This is a genomic window from Nesterenkonia pannonica (genome assembly GCF_019575955.1).
Lineage (GTDB): Bacteria > Actinomycetota > Actinomycetes > Actinomycetales > Micrococcaceae > Nesterenkonia > Nesterenkonia pannonica.
In genome coordinates this window covers 1,865,600-1,885,608 of the sequence record NZ_CP080575.1, presented here as the reverse complement: position 1 = coordinate 1,885,608, position 20,009 = coordinate 1,865,600, and the positions used below count along the sequence as shown (strand labels likewise).

The following is a 20,009-nucleotide window of genomic DNA, read 5'->3' as shown; positions in this document are numbered from 1 at the left end:
GATCATCTCCTAATGCTGAGCGGTGCCGTGGATGATGTCGAAGAAGCTGGGACGAGGCGCTGAACCGTCTGCCTCCGCTGCTGACACTGGCTTGGTGGACCGTGGACGCAGCTCGTCCGGCAGCGCGCGGAAGCCGATGTGCGGCGGGACGCGAAGATTTCCCATGTCGAACCCGGTGAGCGCACGCAGGCCGCTCGCCGGAAACTCCTGGATCTCGCGCATGAATGCCGCACGCTGTGCGTAGGAGGCGGAACGCGCGGTGTGCGCCCCGCCAAAGCGATCGCAGGGGCAGCGCCGCGGCTCAGACCGGGGTGCGACGGATGCCGGACGCGGCACGTCGATGCCCCTGCTCCGCGCCCTCCAGCAGCTGCTCGTGGGCAGCCAAAGCCGCCTGAACAACCCGGGCGTCGTCTTTTTGGCTCACATTGATACCCTAGATGATCGTGTTCAACTCCCTCTCCGACCGCCTCGCCGCGACCTTCAAGAATCTTCGCGGCAAAGGGCGTCTCACCGAAAGCCGACATCGACGGCACTGCCCGCGAGATTCGTCGCGCCCTGCTCGACGCCGACGTCGCAGTGTCAGTCGTCCGTGAGTTCATTCGCCGGATCAAGGAGCGCGCCCTGGGCGAGGAGGTCGCTCAGGCGCTGAACCCCGGCCAGCAGGTCGTCAAGATCGTCAACGAGGAGCTCGTCGGAATCCTCGGCGGTCAGACGCGTGAGCTGGCCTTCGCCAAGCAGCCGCCCACGGTGATCATGCTCGCCGGGCTGCAGGGCGCCGGCAAGACCACCCTGGCCGGAAAGCTCGCGCACCACCTCAGGTCAAAGGGACACACCCCGATGCTCGTGGCCTGCGACCTCCAGCGGCCCAACGCGGTGCGCCAGCTGCAGATCGGCGGCGAGCGGGCTGGGGTCCCGGTGCACGCTCCGCATCCGGGCGTCTCCTCCGAGGCCGAGGTCCCCACCGGAGATCCAGTCGCGGTGGCAAGAGAAGGCGTGGCCGCGGCGCGTGAGAAGCTGCATGACGTCGTCATCATCGACACCGCTAAGCCGACTCGGAGTCGACGCTGAGCTGATGAAGCAGGCCGGGGACATCAAAGCCGCCGTCGGCGCTCACGAGACCCTCTTCGTCATCGACGCCATGATCGGCCAGGACGCGGTCAACACCGCACAGGCATTCAACGAAGGCGTCGACTTCACCGGCGTGGTCCTGACCAAGCTGGACGGCGATGCGCGCGGCGGTGCCGCCCTCTCCGTGGCAGAGGTCACCGGCAAGCCCGTGATGTACGCCTCGACCGGTGAGGGTCTGCGGGACTTCGAGGTCTTCCACCCGGACCGTATGGCCAAACGCATCCTCGACATGGGAGACGTGCTCAGCCTCATCGAGCAGGCCGAGGCGAGCTGGGACAAGGCTGAGGCCGAGAAGATGGCCCAGAAGTTCGCTGACCAGGAAGACTTCACCCTGGAGGACTTCCGCGCTCAGATGCAGCAGCTCAAGAAGATGGGCTCGATGAAGAAGCTCCTGGGCATGATGCCTGGGGCCCAGGGCATGCGTCAGCAGCTCGACCAGTTCGACGACAGTCAGGTCGACCGCATTGAGGCCATCATCAGCTCGATGACGCCTCACGAGCGCAATGCTCCCAAGATCATCAACGGCTCCCGTCGGGCACGCATCGCCAAAGGTTCAGGCGTGCATGTCTCGGAGGTCAACCAGCTCCTCGAACGCTTCGGGCAGGCCCAGAAGATGATGAAGAAGATGGCGGGCGGCGGCGGAATGCCCGGAGGCATGCCGGGAATGCCGTCCGGGATGGGCGGCGGTGCGCCCAGCGCGGACGGAAGAAGGCGGCCAAGGGCAAGCCGAAGAAGAAGGCGAAGTCCGGGAACCCGGCCAAGGCCGCGCAGGAGGCCCGCGATGCCGAGCAGCGCCGCCGCGAGAAGCTTACCAGCGGCTCTGCGTTCGGAGCGCCGCAGCAGGATGTGAGCCCCGAGGATCTCTCCCTTCCCAAAGGATTCGAGAAATACCTCAAGTAGATGGCATAATTCTCTAGTACTTTGCACAGGCCGGGGACCCTCTCATTCCCTGTCACTGAGCAATGTCTCCACAGCGGCATACCGCGCAGCAGCCCCACACTGCCAGAGATGACCGACTGTGACCACAAGACTCAAGGAGCAGCTACACAAGTGGCAGTCAAGATTCGTCTGAAGCGCATGGGCAAAGTCCGTGCACCCCACTACCGGGTCGTCGTCGCCGACTCGCGCACCAAGCGTGATGGTGCCGCCATCGAGCAGATCGGCAAGTACCACCCCACCCAGGAGCCTTCGCTCATCGACATCGACACAGAGCGCGCGCAGTACTGGCTCTCCGTCGGTGCTCAGCCCACCGAACAGGTCATGGCGCTGCTGAAGGTCACCGGCGACTGGCAGAAGTTCAAGGGCCTCGAAGGCTCAGAGGGCACTCTGCGGACCAAGGAGGCTCCTCAGGAGTACACGGTCCCCGAGAAGGGCTCGGTCATCGTCGAGAACACCGGCAGCACCGAGAACCCCACCGATGAGAAGGCTCCCGCTGAGGCGCCTGAAGCATCCGCCGAGGAGACTCCGCTCCCGACGCAGCAGAGGAAGTCGCCGCGGAGAAGGCAGCGGAGTAATCATGTCGTCTGTGATCACTGATGCTGTTGAGCACCTGGTGCGCGGCATCGTCGACTCTCCCGACGACGTCGATGTGCGTCAGAAGGATGGACGTCGCTACGACACCGTCCAGGTCCGGGTCCACCCGGAGGACCTCGGACGCGTGATCGGTCGTGCCGGGCGAACCGCCAAAGCGCTGCGCGCAGTGGTTTCGGCGCTGCCCGGCGGCCAGGATGTCCGCGTCGACGTCGTCGACACGGACCGTCGCCGCTGACCTCAGCAGAATCATGGCGCAGACTGAATACGGAGCCGACCCGCAGCCCAGCCCCGAGAGGGACGGGCTGCGGGTCGCTCGTATTGGTAAGCCCCACGGCGTGCGCGGGAAGTCACCGTCGAGCTGTTCACCGACGAGCCTGAGGCGAGGCTCGGCCCCGGTGCGGTGCTGGAGCGCAGGCCCGGCAAGGGCACCGAGGACCGGACCACGCAGCAGCTCACTGTGTCCTCCCAGCGGTGGAACAAGAAGATCTGCATGCTTTCCTTCGAGGACGTGCGGGACCGTGATGCTGCAGAGGCTCTGAGGGGCTCCACCCTGCACATCGAGATCCCCGACGAAGACGAGCAGGAGGGCTGGTACTCCCACGAGCTTGAGGGAATGGTCTGTCAGAGCCCCGACGGTCATCCCTACGGCGTTGTGGTTGAGCTCGTGACCGGCCCGGCGCAGGATCTTCTCGCAGTCAGGACCGAGGCGGGGACGAGGTGCTCATCCCGTTCGTGGAGGAGATCGTCCCCGACATCAGCGCCGATGAGCGCATCATCACGCTGACCCCGCCCGAAGGGCTCATCTGAGTGCGCATCGACCTGATCTCGATCTTTCCGGAGTTCTTCGACGCCCTTGACCTTTCGCTGATCGGAAGAGCTCAGGAGGACGGGCTGCTGGATGTGCGGCGCCACCAGCTCCGCGACTACGCCGCAGACCGGCACCGCACCGTTGACTCGCCCCCTGCCGGGGGTGGAGCGGGCATGGTGATGAAGCCTGAGCCGTGGGCCCTGGCCCTCGAATCGGTGCTCTCGTCCCGGGCCGCGGGCACACGCCCCACCCTCATCATCCCCACCCCCTCGGGTGAGGTCCTCAGCCAGAGCCTCGCCCACGAGTTCGCCGCCCATGAGCACCTCGTCTTCGCCCCCGGCAGGTTCGGGGAATCGATGAGCGAGTGGCCGCATGGGCAGAGGACCACTTCGAGGTGCGCAGGGTGAGCATCGGCGACTACGTGCTCAACGGGGAGAGGCGGCCGTCGTCGTCATGGTCGAGGCCATTGCTCGCCTCGTGCCGGGAGTCATCGGGAACGCAGAATCCCTCACGGAGGAGTCCCATGCCGACGGCCTGCTGGAGTACCCGGTCTACACGAAGCCCGCCGATTGGCGGGGTCTGCACGTGCCCGAAGTGCTCCTCAGCGGAGATCATGCCCGCGTGTCTGAGTGGCGCCGCCAGGAGTCTGAGGAGCGAACGCAGAGGCTGAGGCCTGACCTCTGGGCACGGCGAGCCTAAGGGCGGCACCATCGGCTCATGTGCGGCCGGGGAATCCTGCTGGCACATTTCCCCGCGGGGACCGCTGTGACATACTTGTTGGCTGTGCCCGCTGGGCGCTGACCTCTGCCACAGGGAGGCGCGCCGAACAGCCGGGCCGCGGAATTCCGGCGACCGCCGGACCCGTCCACCAGCTTTACGACTCGAGGCGAGCGCGCGGCGTCTGCTGCGCTATCGTCCCAGGTCCCTGATATCAGGGCGACTGACCTGTGGCAGCCCGTCCCAAGGAGATGCAATGCAGAAGCTCGACTTCCTGGACCAGGCTAGCCTTCGGGACGACATCCCCGACTTCGGCCCCGGCGACACCGTCAGCGTCCACGTCAACATCATCGAGGGCAAGAACACGCGTGTTCAGGTCTTCAAGGGCTATGTGCTCGGCCGCCAGGGCCACGGCGTCGGCGAGACCTTCACCGTCCGCAAGATCTCATTCGGTGTGGGCGTGGAGCGCACCTTCCCCGTGCACTCCCCAGTGATCGAGAAGATCGAGGTCTCGGCGCTCGGCGACGTCCGCCGCGCCAAGCTCTACTACATGCGTGAGCGCCACGGCAAGGCGGCCCGCATCAAGGAGAAGCGCGAGTCAGCGGTGGCCCGCGCCAAGGGCCGCGACGTCGAAGAGGCAGCTTCCGAGGCCTGAGCCTCACTGCAGACGTGATCAGACGTTGGGGGCTGCGGCTGGCTGCTGTGCTGGCCGCAGCCCTTCTCGTCTCCACGGCGATACGTGTCTTCTGGATCGACGTCTACGTCGTGAACCAAGACTCGATGGACCCCACTCTCCACCACGGGGAGCGAGTCGCCGTGGATAAGCAGTACCCGGGTCAGGACGGCCCCCAGAGCGGGGATGTGATCATCTTCGACGGGGAAGGGTCCTTCACCCCATACCAGGGGCAGCGCTCGCCGCTGAGCCGACTCGGTCAGCAGATGGCCCACTGGATCAGCATAGGCGCTCCTCCGCAGGTCTTCGTCAAACGCGTCATCGGCGTCGGAGGAGACACCGTCGCATGCTGCACGGACGATGGCCAGCTCACCCTCAACGGAGAACCCCTGGAAGAGCCCTATCTGGCCCCGCACGAGCTCGCCTCGGAGCTGCCGTTCGAGGCTGAGGTGCCGGAGGGGCGCATGTGGGTTCTGGGGGACAACCGCAGCGAATCCGTCGACTCGCGCGCCCTGCTCGGCGCCCCAGGCGGCGGTATGATCTCGGAAGACCGCATTATTGGGCAGGTGACGGATGTTGTCTGGCCGCTGTCAGAACGCCGAAGCCTCGAGGAGTCCCTTTGACTGATCAGCCTGCTCAGGCGCCCAGCGGCGGCGGGCGGAAGCGCCATCCCATGGTGAGCCTGCTCATAGAAGCGGCGATCGTCATCGGCCTGGCTGTGCTCATCAGCTTCATCGTCAAGACTTTCTTCCTCAGAGCCTTCTACATCCCGTCCGAGTCGATGGAGCCTGCTCTGGAGGTCGACGACCGCATTGTGGTCAACCTCCTCGCACCCGGACCAATGGAGCTGGACCGCGGTGACGTCGTGGTCTTCGAAGACACCCGTCAGTGGTGGGGGCCGGAGCAGAGCCCCGAGACGAATCTCGGGCAGGAGGCACTGATCTTCATCGGTCTCATGCCCGACACCTCAAGCCACTACGTCGTCAAGCGGATCGTCGGACTCTCCGGGGACACCGTGGAGTGCTGCGACGAACAGGGCCGGATTCTCGTCAACGGCGAGCCGGTCGATGAGCCTTACATCAATGATGGCCACAGCCCCAGCGAGCAGGAGTTCAGTGTGGAGGTGCCCGAAGGGCATGTGTGGCTGCTCGGCGACAACCGCGGCGCCTCGGCGGACTCGCGGGCCCATGTCGACGAGCCGAATGCCGGGGCGGTTCCCGAGGAGGACGTGATCGGCAGGCACTTGGGGACGGTGTGGCCCTTCGATCGCTTCGTAAGCGGCGCCTCGCAGGACGAGCCGTTCGAATCGGTCCCGGAGTAGCCGGAGCGGCGCGCCCCCAGAGGCTCCATGACGCAGTCGGCCGCCCATGCCACCCTGAAGCCCGAGCTGCAGCTCCTGGCAGAGCGGGGAGCTCGGCTGATCGCTGGAATCGACGAGGTCGGCAGAGGCGCGCTGGTAAGCCCGGTCACGATCGGCGTGGTCGTCATCGACCTCGAACGGCTTTCCCCGGATGTCCTCAGCGCCGGCGTCTGGCCGCTTCTGGACGGTGTCCGCGACTCCAAGCTCCTCACCCCGGCGGCCCGAGTCAGGTGGCAGCCGACCATCTGCGAACACGCCGCCGCCCACAGCGTCCAGCACCAGAGCGCAGACCAGATCGACGCCAAGGGCCTCACGGCTGCGCTGGGAGCCGTAAGCCGCGCCGGGGTGGAAGCGGTGGAGCGGTCGATGGGGCGCACCTTGGACGCGGTGCTGCTTGATGGGACGCACGATTGGCTGACATCGGGTGCGGATCCTCGCGTGAGCACCATGCCGAAGGCAGATCAGAAGAGCCAAACGGTGGCCTGCGCATCTGTGCTGGCGAAAGTTGAGCGTGATGAGCTGCTGCGCGGACTTGCCCACGAGCACCCCGAATTCGGCTGGGAGTCGAACAAGGGGTACGGATCGAGCGCCCATAGGGCGGCTATTCAGGTCCACGGACCGAGTCAGCACCACCGGCGGTCCTGGAATCTGGGAGCTCCCGCGCTGCCGGGTCTGTGACCCTCCCCGCTCGGTATTGCACTGAGGGCGATTCGTAGGCGCTGACACGCCGACGTGTGCTCGGGCCGCGCTGGAGATTCCGTGCCGGCCGCTCCGGCGACGGAGGCTGGTCTTCGGCGACGGAGAGGAGAGCGCATGCGCGCCAAGGATCGAACGGGGTGGGACGGGGAGCAGCTGGCTGCCGATTTCCTCGAAGCGAAGGGCCACCGCGTAGTGGAGCGCAGATGGAGGACGCCCACCGGCGAACTCGACCTCGTCACTCTCGACGAGGGCACACTGGTGGGCGTGGAGGTCAAGACACGGCGAGGCATCGGCTACGGTCACCCTCTCGAAGCCGTGAACGGGAAGAAGCTGCGGCGTCTTCACATGCTTGTCCGCGAGTACGCCCTGAGCCACTCCTGCGCATGCCTCACCGGGTCGACGCAGTCGGAATCGTGATGCCCACCCGCGGCGCCGAAGCTGTGAGCATCGAGCACCTTGCCGGGGTGGTCTGATGACGGGCCACGCTCCGTCCGCCCCGCGCACGACGTCGATGGGACGGGCACGCGGGGCCGTGGTCATCGGCGCCGAAGGCCGTCTGATCGAAGTCGAAGCGGACATCGGCCAGACCCTCCCCTCCTTCGTGCTCCTCGGGCTCCCGGACGCGGCCCTGAGGAAAGTCAGGACAGAGTCCGTTCGGCGGCGAAGAACGCGGGTCTGAGCCTGCTTAGCGCGCCGCCTGACGGTGAACCTCTTCCCGGCTTCCCTTCCGAAGGCCGGTTCGGGCCTCGATCTCGCCATCCTCGTCAGCGCGTGGGCTGCCGACGGAAAGGTGTCCGAGACCGAGAACGTGCTCTTTATGGCGGAACTGGGGTTGGATGGCCGCCTGCGACCGGTGAGAGGGTCCTCCCGGCTGCTGCAGCTGCTGTGCACGCCGGGTTGGGGACCATCGTCGTCGCTCAGGAGAACGCTGCCGAAGCCGCCCTGGTTCCCGGTGCTGAGGTGCTCTCCGCTGATCACGTCTTGGACGTGGCGGCAGCTTTTCGCTCGCCCAGCCTGACTGGTGCAGCGCTCGAAGGAACGCGCGGCATCAGCCGCCTCGTCGGCGGTGTGAGCACCGATGAGGCGCACCCGGCCGAGCACCTGCCGGATCTCTCAGAGGTCCGAGGCCAGCTCGAGGCGCGGTTCGCCCTCGAGGCCGCCGCGGCGGGCGGGCACAACATGCTTCTTCTCGGACCCCGGGCGCCGGAAAGACGATGCTTGCTGAGCGGCTTCCCTCCATACTGCCTCCGCTGACGGATGAGCATGCCATGGAAGCCACCGCCATCGCCTCCGTCAGTTCGGCAGCTCAGGCTCAGCTGACCGGGCTGCAGCGCACCCCGCCCTTCGAAGCGCCGCACCACAGCGCCTCAGCGGCCGCGATCATCGGCGGTGGCACCGGCATGCTGACGCCGGGCGCTGTGACCCGCGCTCACAGAGGCGTGCTGTTCCTCGATGAGGCGCCCGAATTTCAACGACACGTCCTGGACTCTCTCCGGCAGCCGATCGAAACCGGCCGCATCGCGCTGCAGCGCTCCGCCGGGCAGGTGATCTTCCCCGCCCAATTCCAACTGGTGCTCGCTGCCAACCCATGCCCCTGCGGCATGAACTCCGGGCGCGGGCTCCAGTGCACCTGCACCGTGGCGCAGAGGAGAGGGTATCTTCGCCGCATATCGGGCCCGATGCTGGACCGCATCGACCTCCAGGTCAGGGTGGAGAGACCGCGCTCCTCGGCCCTCGCGCTCGCGGAGCCGGGCGAAACGTCAGCACAGGTGCTGGCAAGGGTCCGGCAGGCACGGGCACGCCAGCGCGAACGACTGGCGCCCTACGGCCTGCAGCTGAACAGCCAGGTCTCACTCAAGCTCCTCTCCGATGAGCTGCGGCTGCCGCGGCCGGTCACCGCGCAGCTCGACGCAGCGTTGGACCGTGCGCTCATCTCGCTGCGCGGCTACGTGCGCATACTCCGCCTGGCGTGGACGCTCGCAGACACCCAGAGCAGGGATGAGCCCGCGGCCGAGGACATCGACGCAGCCATGCAGCTGCGGCTCAGCGCAGGAGATGTCCGATGAGCGAACACCTCAGCCTCTCCGTGCGCGAAGCCAGGGCAAGCCTCAGCCGGGTGATCGAACCCGGTGACCTTCTCGGGTGTCTCATGGTGTCGCTCCTGGGCCCCCAAACCGCGTGGGAGCTGATACGGGCTGAAAGCGCCCCGCCTACCTCATCCCAGCAGGGCGTTGCCGAAGCGGCCGAACGTGCCTACCTCAGCCAGAGGCAGCGGTCCCTCCGACATGGCCTGGCGCGCTGGCGCACGCGGGTCCGACAGGCAGACGGCCCACGAGACCTGCGGCGCATCCGCCAGCTCGGCGGGGACCTCCTGATCCCTGAGGACGCAGCATGGCCGCGGCAGCTGGATGAGCTCCATCCTGCGGCGCCCCTGGGCCTATGGTTTCGAACGGCGCCCGCGGGAGCCTCGCCCCAGCACACCATGGAGGAGCTGAGCATAAGGATGCCTGCCCCGCACCGAAGGGTCGCAGTCGTAGGCGCCCGGGAGATGACGGACTACGGCGCGCGGGTCGCCTACGAGCTGAGCGAGGAGCTCGCCTCCCACGGAGTCACCATCATCTCCGGAGGGGCCTACGGAATCGACGCCGCGGCACATCGTGGTGCACTGGCAGCAGCACGCGCCGCCGAACACCGAAGCGCCCCCACCCTGGCAGTCCTCGCTTAGCGGCGTCGACCGCCTCTACCCCGCCGGCAACGAACGGCTTCTTCAGGCGATCGCTTACCGAGGCCTCCTCCTCTCCGAGCTCCCTCCGGGCGCGAGTCCCACACGCCACCGGTTCCTGCACCGGAACAGAATCATCGCTCTACCAGCGCCGCTACGGTCGTGGTCGAGGCCCGAGTTCGCTCCGGCGCACTCTCAACCGCTAACCATGCGCTCGCCCTCAGCCGACCCGTCGGAGCAGTCCCCGGAGACATCCATTCCGCCGCCTCCGCCGGAACCCACCGGCTGCTGCAGGAGGCGCTACCCACCTGGTGACCAACGCCCTCGACATCGTCCACATGATCAGCAGCGCGGACGTCATGCCCACGGCCGCAGCGGCACCAGCCCAGCCGAAGCTGACCGACGCTCAGCCGCTCCGGGACCGTCTCGACCGCATGAGCGAACCCGACCGGCTCCTCTACGACGCCTTCCCGCGACGGCGGCTGATCACCCCAGGGCGACTCGCAGAGGAGGCCGGGCTCCCGTCCCGCAGGTCCTCAGCGGCCTGACCCGCCTGCAGGCAAACGGCCTGGTGCGCGCTTCCAACGGCGAATGGGCCCGCTGCGAGTAGAGTGCACAGCATGGCGCAGGCAGACAGCGCGGGCGACCCTCTGCTCGAAGAGTTCGCCGCCCATATCCAGCACGAGCGCGGCCTGTCCGCAAACACGCTCCGCAGCTACCTCTCCGACCTCACCCAGCTCGCCGACAGCTGCGGCCCCTTCGACAGCTCACCCTCGGATCGCTGCGCACCTGGCTCGCAGAGCTGCACGAGGCCGGTCTCGCCCGCAGCACACTGAACCGAAAAGTCGCCGCCGCACGCGCATTCACCGCATGGGCCCTTCGCCGCGGCCACCTGACGGAGGATCCCGCCCTGCGACTGAGAACAGGCAGCCGCGGAACCCACCTCCCGACATCCTCCAGGCCGACGACATGCACCAGGTCGCCGACACCCTGGCAGCTCAGCGCCTCGGCCACGCCGACCTACGGGAAGAGAGCCCCCGCGAATACGCGCTCGCCGCCCGCAACGAGGCCCTCGTCGAGACCCTCTACGCCGCAGGCATCCGCGTGTCCGAGCTGACAGGCCTCAACATCGCCGATCTCGACCAGAGCCGCCGCACCCTGCGGGTGAGAGGCAAAGGCGACAAGGAGCGGACCGTCCCCTACGGCAGGCCCGCCGCGGAGGCCCTCGACCGGTGGCTCGCTGCACGGGACCAACTGGCCGGACCCTCGGTAAGCAGCGCGGTGTTCCTGGGCGCGCGCGGAGCCCGCATCGACCCCGCGTCGTGCGCCGCATCGTCGACGAAGCCCTAGAGGGGCTCGGCACCACCGGGGCTCGCGGGCCCCACTCCCTGCGCCACAGCGCAGCCACACATCTCCTCGACGGGGAGCCGACCTGCGCGCCGTGCAGGAGCTCCTGGGCCACTCCAGCCTGCAGACCACCCAGATCTACACCCATGTGTCGTCCGAGAAGCTGCGGAAGGCCTACACCCAGGCCCACCCGCGCGCGTGAACGGAGCTGTCGGCAGGCGCCGGGGCAGCTGTTACGATGTGTCCACATCCTCCATGTGAGTCATCTGTTCGGTCGTTGGGGAAGACGCACCAACAGACACGTGGAGGATCACATGAACACATACGCTGCAGACGCGCGGGGTGCCCGTGGTGTGCTTCACATCCACTCGGCCCCGACGGCGCTGTGCCCGCACGTCGAGTGGGCCGTCGCCTCGCTGGTCGACACGCGCGTCGACTTCGACTGGGCGCAGCAGCCCGCTGCCCCGGAACGTGCCGCGCAGAGCTGAGCTGGCACGGCTCCCAGGGGATGGGCGCCAAGCTCGCCTCAACGCTGCGGGGTCTCGCACACCTGCGCTTCGAGATCACCGAGGAGCCCTCCGCGGGCTGCGACGGCTCGCGGTGGTCGCACACCCCGAGCTGGGGATCTTCCACGCCACCATCGACACGGCGGGGAACATCATGGTCTCCGAGGACCGCATCCGCTATGCCTACGAAATGGGCGCAGGCGACCCTCCGTCGTGTACCAGGAACTGTCGCTCGCCCTGGGCGAGGCCTGGGACGAAGAGCTGGAAGCGTTCCGCCACGCCGCCGAAGGGGCGCCCGTTCAGTGGCTTTCACGAGTCGGCTGAGCGCGCTTTGTAGAATCTCCACAAATTCGTGATCTAAGGTGGCGGAGTGACCGCCCTCCCCGCCCCCGTCGCCATCTCGGATGAGGCGCTCCGCACTCTCCGCAGCAGCCTCTCGCCTCTGACGACGATCGTCGGAGAGCACCTCGAGAACGAGCTGTCCTGGTACGCCACCCTCAGCACCGAGGAGCGGGCCTCCCTGCGCCTCATCGCCCAGCGAGGAATCTCGACTGGTCGCCTGGCTGGAGGACCAGGACTCACGCTCCATCCTCTGGTCAATGAGCTTCTCGGCCCTGCGCCCACGGACCTGATGCGCAGCATCTCCTCCACAGAGCGCTCCAGCTGATCCGCGTCATCGTCGAGGCTGTCGAACAGCGGCTTCCCGGCCTCATGCCGGCACCAGACCGGCCACTCGTGCTCGAAGCAGTCCTGAGATACTCACGAGAAGTCGCCTTCGCGATAGCCGATGTCTATGCGCGAGCAGCAGAGTCGCGCGGGGCGTGGACTCACGGCTGGAGGCGCTGCTCGTCGACGCTCTCCTCCGGGACGAGCCCTCGGAGCAGATCTCCTCCCGCGCTGCCGCCGTCGGCTGGCAGTCCCAGGCAGGGCTGAGCGTCATCGTGGGGAAGGCGCCGCAGGAGTCGGACGCCCTCTTCATATCGAACATCCGGCGCCAATCCATCCGGTTCGCCGCCGACGCCGTCGCCGGAGTCCAGGGGGACCGTCTGATCCTGCTCCTCGGCGGCGCCGAGGACCCGGCCCCGGCGGTCGCGAAGGTGGAGCCTCACTTCGGCGATGGTCCCATCGTCTACGCGCACCACGAGGGCCCGATCGCCACGGCCGCAGGCGCCGCCACAGCTGCCTTCAGCGGGTACAGCGCCGCGCCCGCGTGGTCACAGGCGCCCCGGCCGGTCAACGCCGAAGACCTGCTCCCCGAGCGGGCCCTGGCCGGAGACGACAAGGCCAAGCAGACCCTCGTCAGCCGTATCCATGGAGTGCTGGCAGAGGCCGGGCACAGCCTGCTGGAGACCGTGCAGGCCTACGTCGAGGGCGGGCACAGCCTCGAGGCGACAGCGCGCGAGCTCTATGTGCACACCAACACCGTCAGGTATCGGCTCAAGAGAGTCACCGAGGTCACCGGCTGGGACCCGATGGAGCCACGGGACGCCTACGTGCTGCAGACCGCGCTGGCCCTCGGGCGGCTGTGACGCGCAGTCAGAGTCACGGCCCGGTGCCTACTCTGTAGGATTCCTACAACCCTCAGAGCAGTCCTCGGCTGGAAAGGTGGGCACGTGCTCGCGATCGTATGCCCCGGACAGGGATCCCAGAAGCCCGGAATGCTCAGCCAGTGGCTCGAGCTGGAGAACGTGCGCGCCGACCTGGCGTCCGACGCGCAGCTCGCCGGAGCGGACCTCGTCGCTCACGGAACCGAGTCGGACGAGGAGACGGTGCGGGACACAGCAGTTGCGCAGCCGCTCATCGTCGCCGCCTCACTCATCTCCGCCCAGGCGCTCGGCGTGACCGCCCAGCAGCTGGCAGGCGCCAGCAGCCGCGTCATCGTCGCCGGGCACTCCGTGGGCGAGATCTCAGCAGCCGCCGTCGCTTACTCCATCACTCGCCGCGATGCCTTCCAGCTCATCGGCGTGCGCGGCACCGCCATGGCAGAGGCAGCCAGTGCGCACCCGACCGGCATGGCCGCAGTGCTCGGGGGCGACGAGAGCGAGGTGCTGGCAGCGATCGAAAGCGCAGGACTGACGCCCGCAAACGTCAACGGCGGCGGCCAGATCGTCGCTGCTTACTCCCACGAAGCTCTGGAGGCCCTCGCAGCGAACCCGCCATCCCGGGCACGGGTGATGCCGCTGAAGGTCGCGGGCGCCTTCCACACCGACTACATGGCGTCGGCCCGGGAGAAGCTCGCCGCGGCGTCTCAGGACATCCATGCCGCTCAGCCCGTCCTCCCGCTCCTCTCCAACCGCGACGGCACCGAGGTAACGGACGGCCCAGACATGATGTCCCGCATCGTCGACCAAGTCACCCGGCCGGTTCGCTGGGACCTCTGCATGGATACGATGAAGTCCCGCGGAGTGACAGGAATCCTCGAGCTCGCCCCCGGGGAGCACTGGTCGGACTGGCAAAGCGCGGGCTCAGAGGTGTAGCTTCGCTGGCCGTCACCTCGCCCGAGGACCTGCTTACAGCCCAGGACTTCATCACCGAGCACACCGCCTGACCCGAAGGATCACAGAACCCGCCGTGAACGCCTACCAGCACTCCGCGCTCGCCCAACCTGCCCCGTCGCCGGCACCGCAGTGCTGGGACTGGGCGCCCACCGCCCGGACGTCATGGTGGACAACGAGCAGATCTGCCAATGGATCGACTCCTCGGACGAGTGGATCCGCAAACGGACAGGGATCGTCACCCGCCACCGTGCGCCCGCCGAGGTGTCCGTGGTCGACATGGCCGAGGGCGCGGCGCGAGACGCCATCCAGGACGCCGGAATCTCCCCGAGAAGATCGGCGCCGTGATCGTGGCGACCGTCACCCATCCTTTTCAGACTCCTCTGCTGCGGCCGCCCTGGCCGCACGCCTGGGCATCAATGCATCGGCCTTCGACATCTCCGCAGCATGCGCCGGATACTGCTACGGCGTCGGTCAGGCCGATGCCCTGGTCCGCTCAGGCCTGGCCAGCCACGTGCTCGTCGTAGGTGTGGAGAAGCTCTCAGACTTCATCGACAAGCACGACCGCTCCATCAGCTTCCTGCTCGGCGACGGTGCCGGAGCAGTCGTCGTCGGCCCATCCGAGCAGCCCGGCATCTCACCCAGCATCCTTGGCTCCGAGGGAGACAAGTGGGATGCGGTCTCTATGGACTCCTCGCTGCTCAGGCTCCGCGACACCCTTGCCGAAGCGCAGGCCACCGGTGACGCGGCCACGCTGCTGGACACTGAGTCGCGCCTGTGGCCGACCCTGCGCCAAGAGGGCCAGACCGTCTTCCGCTGGGCAGTGTGGGAGATGGCAAAGGTGGCGAAGGAGGCTGTCCGCGCGGCAGGAATAGAGCCGAGTGACCTGACGGCCTTCGTTCCGCACCAGGCGAACATCAGAATCATCGACGAATTGGCCAAACAGCTGGGTCTTCCCGAGCATGTCCTGGTCGGCCGCGATATTGTCGATGCTGGAAACACCTCCGCAGCATCGGTGCCTCTGGCCCTCCATCGGCTCCGTGCGGAGAACCCCGAGATTTCGGGCGGACTGGCCCTCCAGATCGGCTTCGGCGCCTACCTGGCATACGGGGCTCAGATCGTCCGCATCCCATAAGACACTCACTAGGAACACCAACCCGAAAGGAGCCCACAGTGGCTGACAAAGACGCAATCCTCGCAGGACTGGCAGAGATCGTTGAGGAGGAGACCGGCCTGGAGACCGACGAGGTCCAGCTCGACAAGTCCTTCACCGAGGACCTCGACATCGACTCCATCTCCATGATGACCATCGTCGTCAACGCCGAAGAGAAGTTCGACGTGAAGATCCCTGACGAAGAGGTCAAGAACCTCACGACGGTCGGGGACGCCGTCACCTACATCGCGAACGCACAGGGCTGACCCCAGCAGACGCGCTCATCTTTCCAGCAAAGCCCCGGAGGAACCTTCAGCAATGTCCAAGAAGCTAGTCATCACCGGAATCGGCGCCACCACACCGATCGGCGGCGATGTGCCCACGCTGTGGCAGAACGCGCTGGCTGGCACCTCCGGGGCGAACACCCTTGAATACGACTGGGTCGAGCAGTACGACCTGCCCGTGACCTTCGCCGCAGAAGTGAGCGTGGACCCCAAAGCGGTCCTCTCAAAGCCGGAGGCCAAGCGCATGGATCGCTCGACGCAGCTGGGGATGGTCGCCTCCCGCGAAGCATGGAGCGACGCCTACTCTCTCCGGGGACTCCGCGGAGAGCGGCATCGACCCGCTGCGGTTCGCCGTCTCATTCGCCACCGGCATCGGCGGAGTGTGGACGCTCCTGGACGCATGGGACACCCTGCGCGAGAAGGGCCCTCGACGTGTGCTGCCGATGACGGTGCCGATGCTGATGCCCAATGGGGCCGCGGCGCCATCAGCCTGGCATTCGGAGCGCGTGCGGGAGCCCGCACGTCCGTCTCGGCCTGCGCGTCAGGCGTCGAATCGCTGGTGCTGGCCATCGACATGCTGCGTCGGGGCGAGGCCGACATCGTTCTGGCGGGCGGAACCGAAGGCTCGATTCACCCTCTCCCTCTGGCCGCATTCGGCAACATGCAGGCGCTCTCCCGCCGCAACGATGACCCTGCGGCCGCATCGCGTCCCTATGACGTCGATCGGGACGGCTTCGTGATGGGCGAGGGCGCGGGAGCCCTGGTCGTGGAGACGGAGGAGCATGCTGGCGCGCGGCGCGCGCATCTATGCCGAGCTGGCGGGCGGCGCTGTCACTTCCGATGCCCACCACATCACGGCTCCCGACCCCGAGGGGCTGGGCGCGACGCGGGCCATTCATGCTGCGCTCGAATCCGCGGGAGCTTCGCCTGAGGACGTCACACACGTCAACGCTCACGCGACATCCACTCCCAAGGGCGATGTCCCCGAGTACACGGCCATGAAATCTGCGTTCGGCGCGCACCTGGACAGCATCTGCGTGTCAGCGACCAAGTCCCAGACAGGACACCTCCTCGGCGCCGCAGGCGCCGTGGAATCCGTCCTCACCGTGAAGGCGCTTGCCGAACGCGCAGCCCCAGTCACGATCAACCTCGACAACCAGGATCCTGAAATACCCCTGGATGTGGTCACCGGCTCCCGCGGAAGCTCGGCGAGGGTGACCAGCTCGGGATGTGCTCGAGCTTCGGCTTCGGCGGCCACAACGCTGTGACGGCCTTCCGCACGGTCTAGGTGTCCCTGCAGGGCGCCAAGATCATCCGCGAGGATGATTCTCGCCCTCCGGGCTTCTTCTACGGTGGTTTCCCATGGACACTGCCGCTCACCCGCCCGCTCTGCAGCTCAGCGGACTGACCAAACGATTCGGGTCCGCAACTGCGGTCGAGAGCCTGACCTGACCGTGCCGCGCGGCTCCCTGTGGGGATTCGTCGGCCCCAACGGGGCGGGCAAGACCACTGCCCTTTCCATGGCAACAGGCCTCCTGAGGCCCGATGCCGGGACGGTGCGCATCGACGGGGTCGACGTCTGGAATGACCCCGCAGAGGCCAAGCGTCGAGTCGGCGTCCTCTCAGACGGCGCCCTTCTGTTCGAGAAGCTCACGGGAGAGCAGCTCGTCACCTACTCCGGGCTTCTGAGGGGAATGCCTCGAGGTCTGGTTGCCGAGAGGGTGCAGGATCTACTGCGTGTCCTGGGTCTCGAGGAGGCAGCCGGGAAGCTCGTGCAGGACTATTCGGCCGGTATGACGAAGAAGATCGCCCTTGCGACGGCCCTCGTCCACTCGCCCCAGCTCCTGGTGCTGGATGAGCCGTTCGAAGCAGTCGACCCTGTATCCGGGCGGACCATCCGAAGCCTGTTGGAGACCTTCGTCGCGTCAGGCGGAACAGTGATCCTCTCCTCTCACGTGATGGAGCTCGTGCAGAGGATGTGCACCCACGTGGGCATCATCGCCGAGGGGCGGCTGAAGGCCGCCGGAACCCTCTCGGATGTCGCCGGGGGCAACGACTTGGAATCTGTGTTCGTAGACCTGGTCGGTGCGGACCGAGTGGGGAGGGCCTGGGATGGCTCCGGCGCTGAGCCCCGGAGGCTACGTGGCTGCCCTGCTGCGGCTGAAGCTGCGTCTCTCCTGGAACGCCCTGGGCACCTCCGTCTGGGGCGCTCTCGGGACTGTAATGATGCTCGTCCTCGGCTTAGGCGGCGTGCTCGCGGTGAACGTCTTCTTGGTCGGGGTCGCAGGACGCGGCTCTCCGGGTGATGTTGTGACTCCCGCTGTGCTGGCAGGCTCCGGGGTCACCGCGCTGTGGCTCATCGTCCCCGTCTTCTTCTCGGACCGCCTCATGGATCCTCGGCGGTTCGTCTCATTCGCCGTGCCGCGCTCGGTGCTGGTGCTTGGTCTCACGCTGGCAGGCATGCTCAATGTCGGCCTGATCCTGACCCTCGGGTGGCTGCTCGGCCACGTCCTGGCGTGGCGCTCCTCGGCGGTGGCAGTGGTCGCGGCTGCGGCGACAGTTCCCCTCGCCCTGGTCATGCTCGGACTGCTGCATCAGGCTGCTTCGGCAGCGGCAGGAGCGTGGCTGGTAAACCGTCGCTCCCGCGATCTCCTCTCGATCCTTGCGCTGTGCGCCATGGTCGGCGCCTACCCCATTACGCAGGGAACGCTCGCGGCCGTCACCACCGTCGTCGACGCTGCGGATGCGGTTGCCCACTGGCTTGCTTGGACCCCTTAGGCGCCCTCTATGCCATTCCTGCCGATGCTGCCGCGGGCGACTGGCACCTGGCAGCGGTGAGGCTGGCGATCGCTGCGGCGGCGTGCGGCGCCGCGGCAGCGGTCACCCGTGCGGCACTCATATCGATCACAGAGAGGTCGCCGGGCACGGGCGGCTCAGTCAAGCACGCGCGCCAGGGACGATTGGGGCTTCTGGGGCGCTTCCCAGCCACACCGGCGGGCGCGGTGGCGGCACGACAGCTCACATACTGGTTCAAGGACCCCGCTACAGTGCGGGGCTGGTCATGATCCCCGTCATGGTGGCGCTCGGGGTATTCATGCATCTCCAGACAGGTGCGCAGTGGATGCTCTTCGCTCTGGGACCCTTCGTCGCATGGGTTCTCGGATATTCGGCCAGTGCGGACATCGCGTACGACCACTCCGCCTTCTCGCTGCACGTGACGACAGGGCTGGACGGGCGTGCAGATCGGGCCGGGAGAGTCGCAGCGGCATCGATCTTCGGTGTGCCTCTGTGCATCGTGGTGGCCGTTCTGCCCCTCCTTGTGGTGGGCACTGCGGAGCAGGCGGCCGTCGTCGCGGCGCTCTCTGTGGGGGTTCTGCTGACCATGCTGGGACTTGCCGCTGTCTTCTCTGCGGGGATGATCTACCCGGTGCCTAGGCCGGGCGACCCTCCGACCCAGGTGCCGCAGGGGGCCATGGGGCGGTCCATGCTGGTCATGCTGCTGAGCAGCCTGATTGCGTCTGTGCTGCTGGTGCCGGAGATCGTTCTAGCGGTGGTGTGGAGCGTCACCGGCCTGACGGTGTGGGCGTGGGTGCTGGGTGCGTTCGCTGTGCTGAAGGGCGTGGGGCTCCTCCTGGCCGGGGTCGCAGTCGGCGCCCGCGTGTACGAGCGCACGCTCCCGGAGGTATATCAGAGAGTCGCCGCTCAATGAGCTGACTGGAGGCCGCTGAGGAGGCTGAGCGTCTCGTCGAGGCTGCGTGCTTCGGCGGGACCGGACTCTATGACGTGCTGCACGGTGAGGGTGCTGTCCAGAATGAAGCTTGTTCGCCGGGGGCCCCGTTGGTCTCAGAGAAGGCGGCGAAGCGGCGGGCGATGCCCCGTGGGGCCAGAAGTCGCTCAGCAGCTCCAGTCCGTCCGGGGCGCCCAGCTCCTCCCCGAAGGCGCGCAGGGTATGCACGGCGTCGCAGGAGACGGCGAGCACCCGGGCGTCGAGGGCTCTGACCTCGGACCAGCGGTCCGAAAGCTCTGCCAATTCGGAGCCGCACACCCTGCTGAAGGCGAATGGGTAGAACATCACGAGGACGGGGCGGCTTACGCAGGACGCGAGGTCCACAGTCTCACCGTGCTGATTCCGCGCTGAGATGCCGGGAGCGGCGACGCCCCTGAGGGCGACGGCGCTCGTCACGCTCAGAAGGACTTCCGATGCACCAGCCGTGCCGCAGCCCACTGCTCGCTCACTCCTGCGGAGGTGGTGACGTGCAGGTAGGCGTTCGGGGCGGAGTCCTGATCTCGACCGGTGCGACGTATCCGTCGCGGCCTTTGCGCGGGGTGAGGAGCCACACGACGCCGTTCTCATCCAGGGTGGTCAGAGCATCCATCAGCGCATCGGTGAGGTCGTCATCACCGTCGCGGAACCACAGCAGGACGGCGTCTACGACCTCCTGCTCGTCCTCGTCGATGAGAGGCTCATCCAGCTGCTCTTCGAGCCCGTCGCGGAGGGAGTCGTCGACATCGTCGTCCACTCCGATCTCCTGCACCAGCGAATCGGCGCTGAGTTGCAGCTCCGCGAGGAGCGAGTCTTGGCCC

The 20,009-nt window shown here is 67.2% G+C and carries 22 protein-coding genes and 10 pseudogenes; 29 read left to right on the top strand and 3 right to left on the bottom strand.

What is annotated here, in order from left to right:
• Window positions 1–9: 9 nt before the first annotated feature.
• Together K0H76_RS13480 and K0H76_RS13475 are read right to left on the bottom strand one after the other, a co-directional pair.
• Window positions 10–222 (bottom strand): hypothetical protein, encoded by a 213-nt coding sequence (locus K0H76_RS13480; RefSeq protein ID WP_258933321.1) that lies wholly within the window; start codon window positions 220–222, stop codon window positions 10–12.
• 79 nt (window positions 223–301) lie between these two features.
• Window positions 302–424, bottom strand: coding sequence for a hypothetical protein (locus tag K0H76_RS13475; protein WP_258933320.1), 123 nt, complete (start codon window positions 422–424; stop codon window positions 302–304).
• 19 nt (window positions 425–443) lie between these two features.
• Between K0H76_RS13475 and ffh the strand changes: the two are divergent.
• The 29 genes and pseudogenes from ffh (at window position 444) to K0H76_RS13330 (ending at window position 19,563) form a co-directional block, all read left to right on the top strand.
• Window positions 444–2,028, top strand: a pseudogene (gene ffh, locus K0H76_RS13470) (signal recognition particle protein).
• Between the two features lie 150 nt (window positions 2,029–2,178).
• On the top strand, window positions 2,179–2,664 hold the full coding sequence (gene rpsP, locus K0H76_RS13465) for a 30S ribosomal protein S16 (protein ID WP_258933319.1): 486 nt from the start codon (window positions 2,179–2,181) through the stop codon (window positions 2,662–2,664).
• On the top strand, window positions 2,654–2,896 hold the full coding sequence (locus tag K0H76_RS13460; protein ID WP_146342008.1) for an RNA-binding protein: 243 nt from the start codon (window positions 2,654–2,656) through the stop codon (window positions 2,894–2,896). Before rpsP ends, K0H76_RS13460 begins: the two co-directional genes overlap by 11 nt.
• Before the next feature lie 13 nt (window positions 2,897–2,909).
• Window positions 2,910–3,468, top strand: a pseudogene (rimM, locus tag K0H76_RS13455) (ribosome maturation factor RimM).
• Window positions 3,469–4,168: pseudogene (trmD, locus tag K0H76_RS13450) on the top strand (tRNA (guanosine(37)-N1)-methyltransferase TrmD).
• 274 nt (window positions 4,169–4,442) lie between these two features.
• Entirely contained in the window at window positions 4,443–4,841 is a 399-nt protein-coding gene (rplS, locus tag K0H76_RS13445; protein ID WP_146341519.1) for a 50S ribosomal protein L19, read from the top strand.
• Window positions 4,842–4,855: 14 nt separating this feature from the next.
• On the top strand, window positions 4,856–5,482 hold the full coding sequence (lepB, locus tag K0H76_RS13440; protein WP_258933318.1) for a signal peptidase I: 627 nt from the start codon (window positions 4,856–4,858) through the stop codon (window positions 5,480–5,482).
• Window positions 5,479–6,180 carry a signal peptidase I gene (lepB, locus tag K0H76_RS13435; protein ID WP_258933317.1) on the top strand — a complete coding sequence of 234 codons (702 nt, stop codon included), beginning with the start codon at window positions 5,479–5,481 and terminating at the stop codon, window positions 6,178–6,180. Before lepB (K0H76_RS13440) ends, lepB (K0H76_RS13435) begins: the two co-directional genes overlap by 4 nt.
• 27 nt (window positions 6,181–6,207) lie before the next feature.
• Complete coding sequence (locus K0H76_RS13430; protein ID WP_258933316.1) at window positions 6,208–6,897, top strand: ribonuclease HII; 690 nt, start codon at window positions 6,208–6,210, stop codon at window positions 6,895–6,897.
• A 135-nt stretch (window positions 6,898–7,032) separates the two neighbouring features.
• Window positions 7,033–7,335, top strand: coding sequence for a YraN family protein (locus K0H76_RS13425; RefSeq protein ID WP_258933315.1), 303 nt, complete (start codon window positions 7,033–7,035; stop codon window positions 7,333–7,335).
• 94 nt (window positions 7,336–7,429) lie between these two features.
• A pseudogene (locus tag K0H76_RS13420) lies at window positions 7,430–8,984 on the top strand (YifB family Mg chelatase-like AAA ATPase).
• The gene (locus tag K0H76_RS13415; RefSeq protein ID WP_258933314.1) at window positions 8,981–9,643 is read left to right on the top strand and encodes a DNA-protecting protein DprA; all 663 of its coding nucleotides are present in this window, start codon (window positions 8,981–8,983) and stop codon (window positions 9,641–9,643) included. Before K0H76_RS13420 ends, K0H76_RS13415 begins: the two are co-directional and overlap by 4 nt.
• A gap of 308 nt (window positions 9,644–9,951) precedes the next feature.
• A complete protein-coding gene (locus K0H76_RS13410) occupies window positions 9,952–10,188 on the top strand; it encodes a hypothetical protein (RefSeq protein ID WP_258933313.1) in 237 nt (78 codons plus the stop codon).
• A 72-nt stretch (window positions 10,189–10,260) separates the two neighbouring features.
• Window positions 10,261–10,476, top strand: coding sequence for a site-specific integrase (locus K0H76_RS13405; protein ID WP_258933312.1), 216 nt, complete (start codon window positions 10,261–10,263; stop codon window positions 10,474–10,476).
• On the top strand, window positions 10,443–10,757 hold the full coding sequence (locus K0H76_RS13400; protein ID WP_258935415.1) for a hypothetical protein: 315 nt from the start codon (window positions 10,443–10,445) through the stop codon (window positions 10,755–10,757). The genes K0H76_RS13405 and K0H76_RS13400 overlap by 34 nt, the downstream gene beginning before the upstream one ends.
• Window positions 10,691–11,189: pseudogene (locus K0H76_RS13395) on the top strand (tyrosine-type recombinase/integrase); the annotation flags it as partial. The gene K0H76_RS13400 and the pseudogene K0H76_RS13395, both read left to right, overlap by 67 nt.
• 112 nt (window positions 11,190–11,301) lie before the next feature.
• Window positions 11,302–11,817, top strand: a pseudogene (locus tag K0H76_RS13390) (DUF3145 domain-containing protein).
• 46 nt (window positions 11,818–11,863) lie between these two features.
• Window positions 11,864–12,160, top strand: a complete 297-nt coding sequence (locus tag K0H76_RS13385) for a hypothetical protein (protein ID WP_258933311.1) — start codon at window positions 11,864–11,866, stop codon at window positions 12,158–12,160.
• Between the two features lie 154 nt (window positions 12,161–12,314).
• A complete protein-coding gene (locus K0H76_RS13380) occupies window positions 12,315–13,022 on the top strand; it encodes a helix-turn-helix domain-containing protein (RefSeq protein WP_258933310.1) in 708 nt (235 codons plus the stop codon).
• Between the two features lie 84 nt (window positions 13,023–13,106).
• Window positions 13,107–14,041 (top strand): annotated as a pseudogene (locus K0H76_RS13375) (ACP S-malonyltransferase).
• 79 nt (window positions 14,042–14,120) lie between these two features.
• A pseudogene (locus tag K0H76_RS13370) lies at window positions 14,121–15,123 on the top strand (ketoacyl-ACP synthase III).
• A gap of 38 nt (window positions 15,124–15,161) precedes the next feature.
• Complete coding sequence (locus K0H76_RS13365; RefSeq protein ID WP_258933309.1) at window positions 15,162–15,407, top strand: acyl carrier protein; 246 nt, start codon at window positions 15,162–15,164, stop codon at window positions 15,405–15,407.
• A gap of 52 nt (window positions 15,408–15,459) precedes the next feature.
• The gene (locus K0H76_RS13360; protein ID WP_258933308.1) at window positions 15,460–16,356 is read left to right on the top strand and encodes a hypothetical protein; all 897 of its coding nucleotides are present in this window, start codon (window positions 15,460–15,462) and stop codon (window positions 16,354–16,356) included.
• A complete protein-coding gene (locus tag K0H76_RS13355; protein WP_258935414.1) occupies window positions 16,241–16,693 on the top strand; it encodes a hypothetical protein in 453 nt (150 codons plus the stop codon). The genes K0H76_RS13360 and K0H76_RS13355 overlap by 116 nt, the downstream gene beginning before the upstream one ends.
• 94 nt (window positions 16,694–16,787) lie before the next feature.
• Window positions 16,788–17,553, top strand: a pseudogene (locus tag K0H76_RS13350) (ABC transporter ATP-binding protein).
• Between the two features lie 14 nt (window positions 17,554–17,567).
• Window positions 17,568–18,203: a hypothetical protein gene (locus K0H76_RS13345; protein ID WP_258933307.1), complete on the top strand. Its 636-nt coding sequence runs from the start codon at window positions 17,568–17,570 to the stop codon at window positions 18,201–18,203.
• 56 nt (window positions 18,204–18,259) lie between these two features.
• Window positions 18,260–18,490 (top strand): hypothetical protein, encoded by a 231-nt coding sequence (locus tag K0H76_RS13340; RefSeq protein WP_258933306.1) that lies wholly within the window; start codon window positions 18,260–18,262, stop codon window positions 18,488–18,490.
• 8 nt (window positions 18,491–18,498) lie between these two features.
• Entirely contained in the window at window positions 18,499–19,134 is a 636-nt protein-coding gene (locus K0H76_RS13335; RefSeq protein ID WP_258933305.1) for a hypothetical protein, read from the top strand.
• 168 nt (window positions 19,135–19,302) lie between these two features.
• Window positions 19,303–19,563, top strand: coding sequence for a hypothetical protein (locus K0H76_RS13330; protein WP_258933304.1), 261 nt, complete (start codon window positions 19,303–19,305; stop codon window positions 19,561–19,563).
• Window positions 19,564–19,610: 47 nt separating this feature from the next.
• On the opposite strand, the pseudogene K0H76_RS13325 reads toward K0H76_RS13330, so the two are convergent.
• Window positions 19,611–19,984: pseudogene (locus K0H76_RS13325) on the bottom strand (DUF3052 domain-containing protein).
• Window positions 19,985–20,009: the final 25 nt, after the last annotated feature.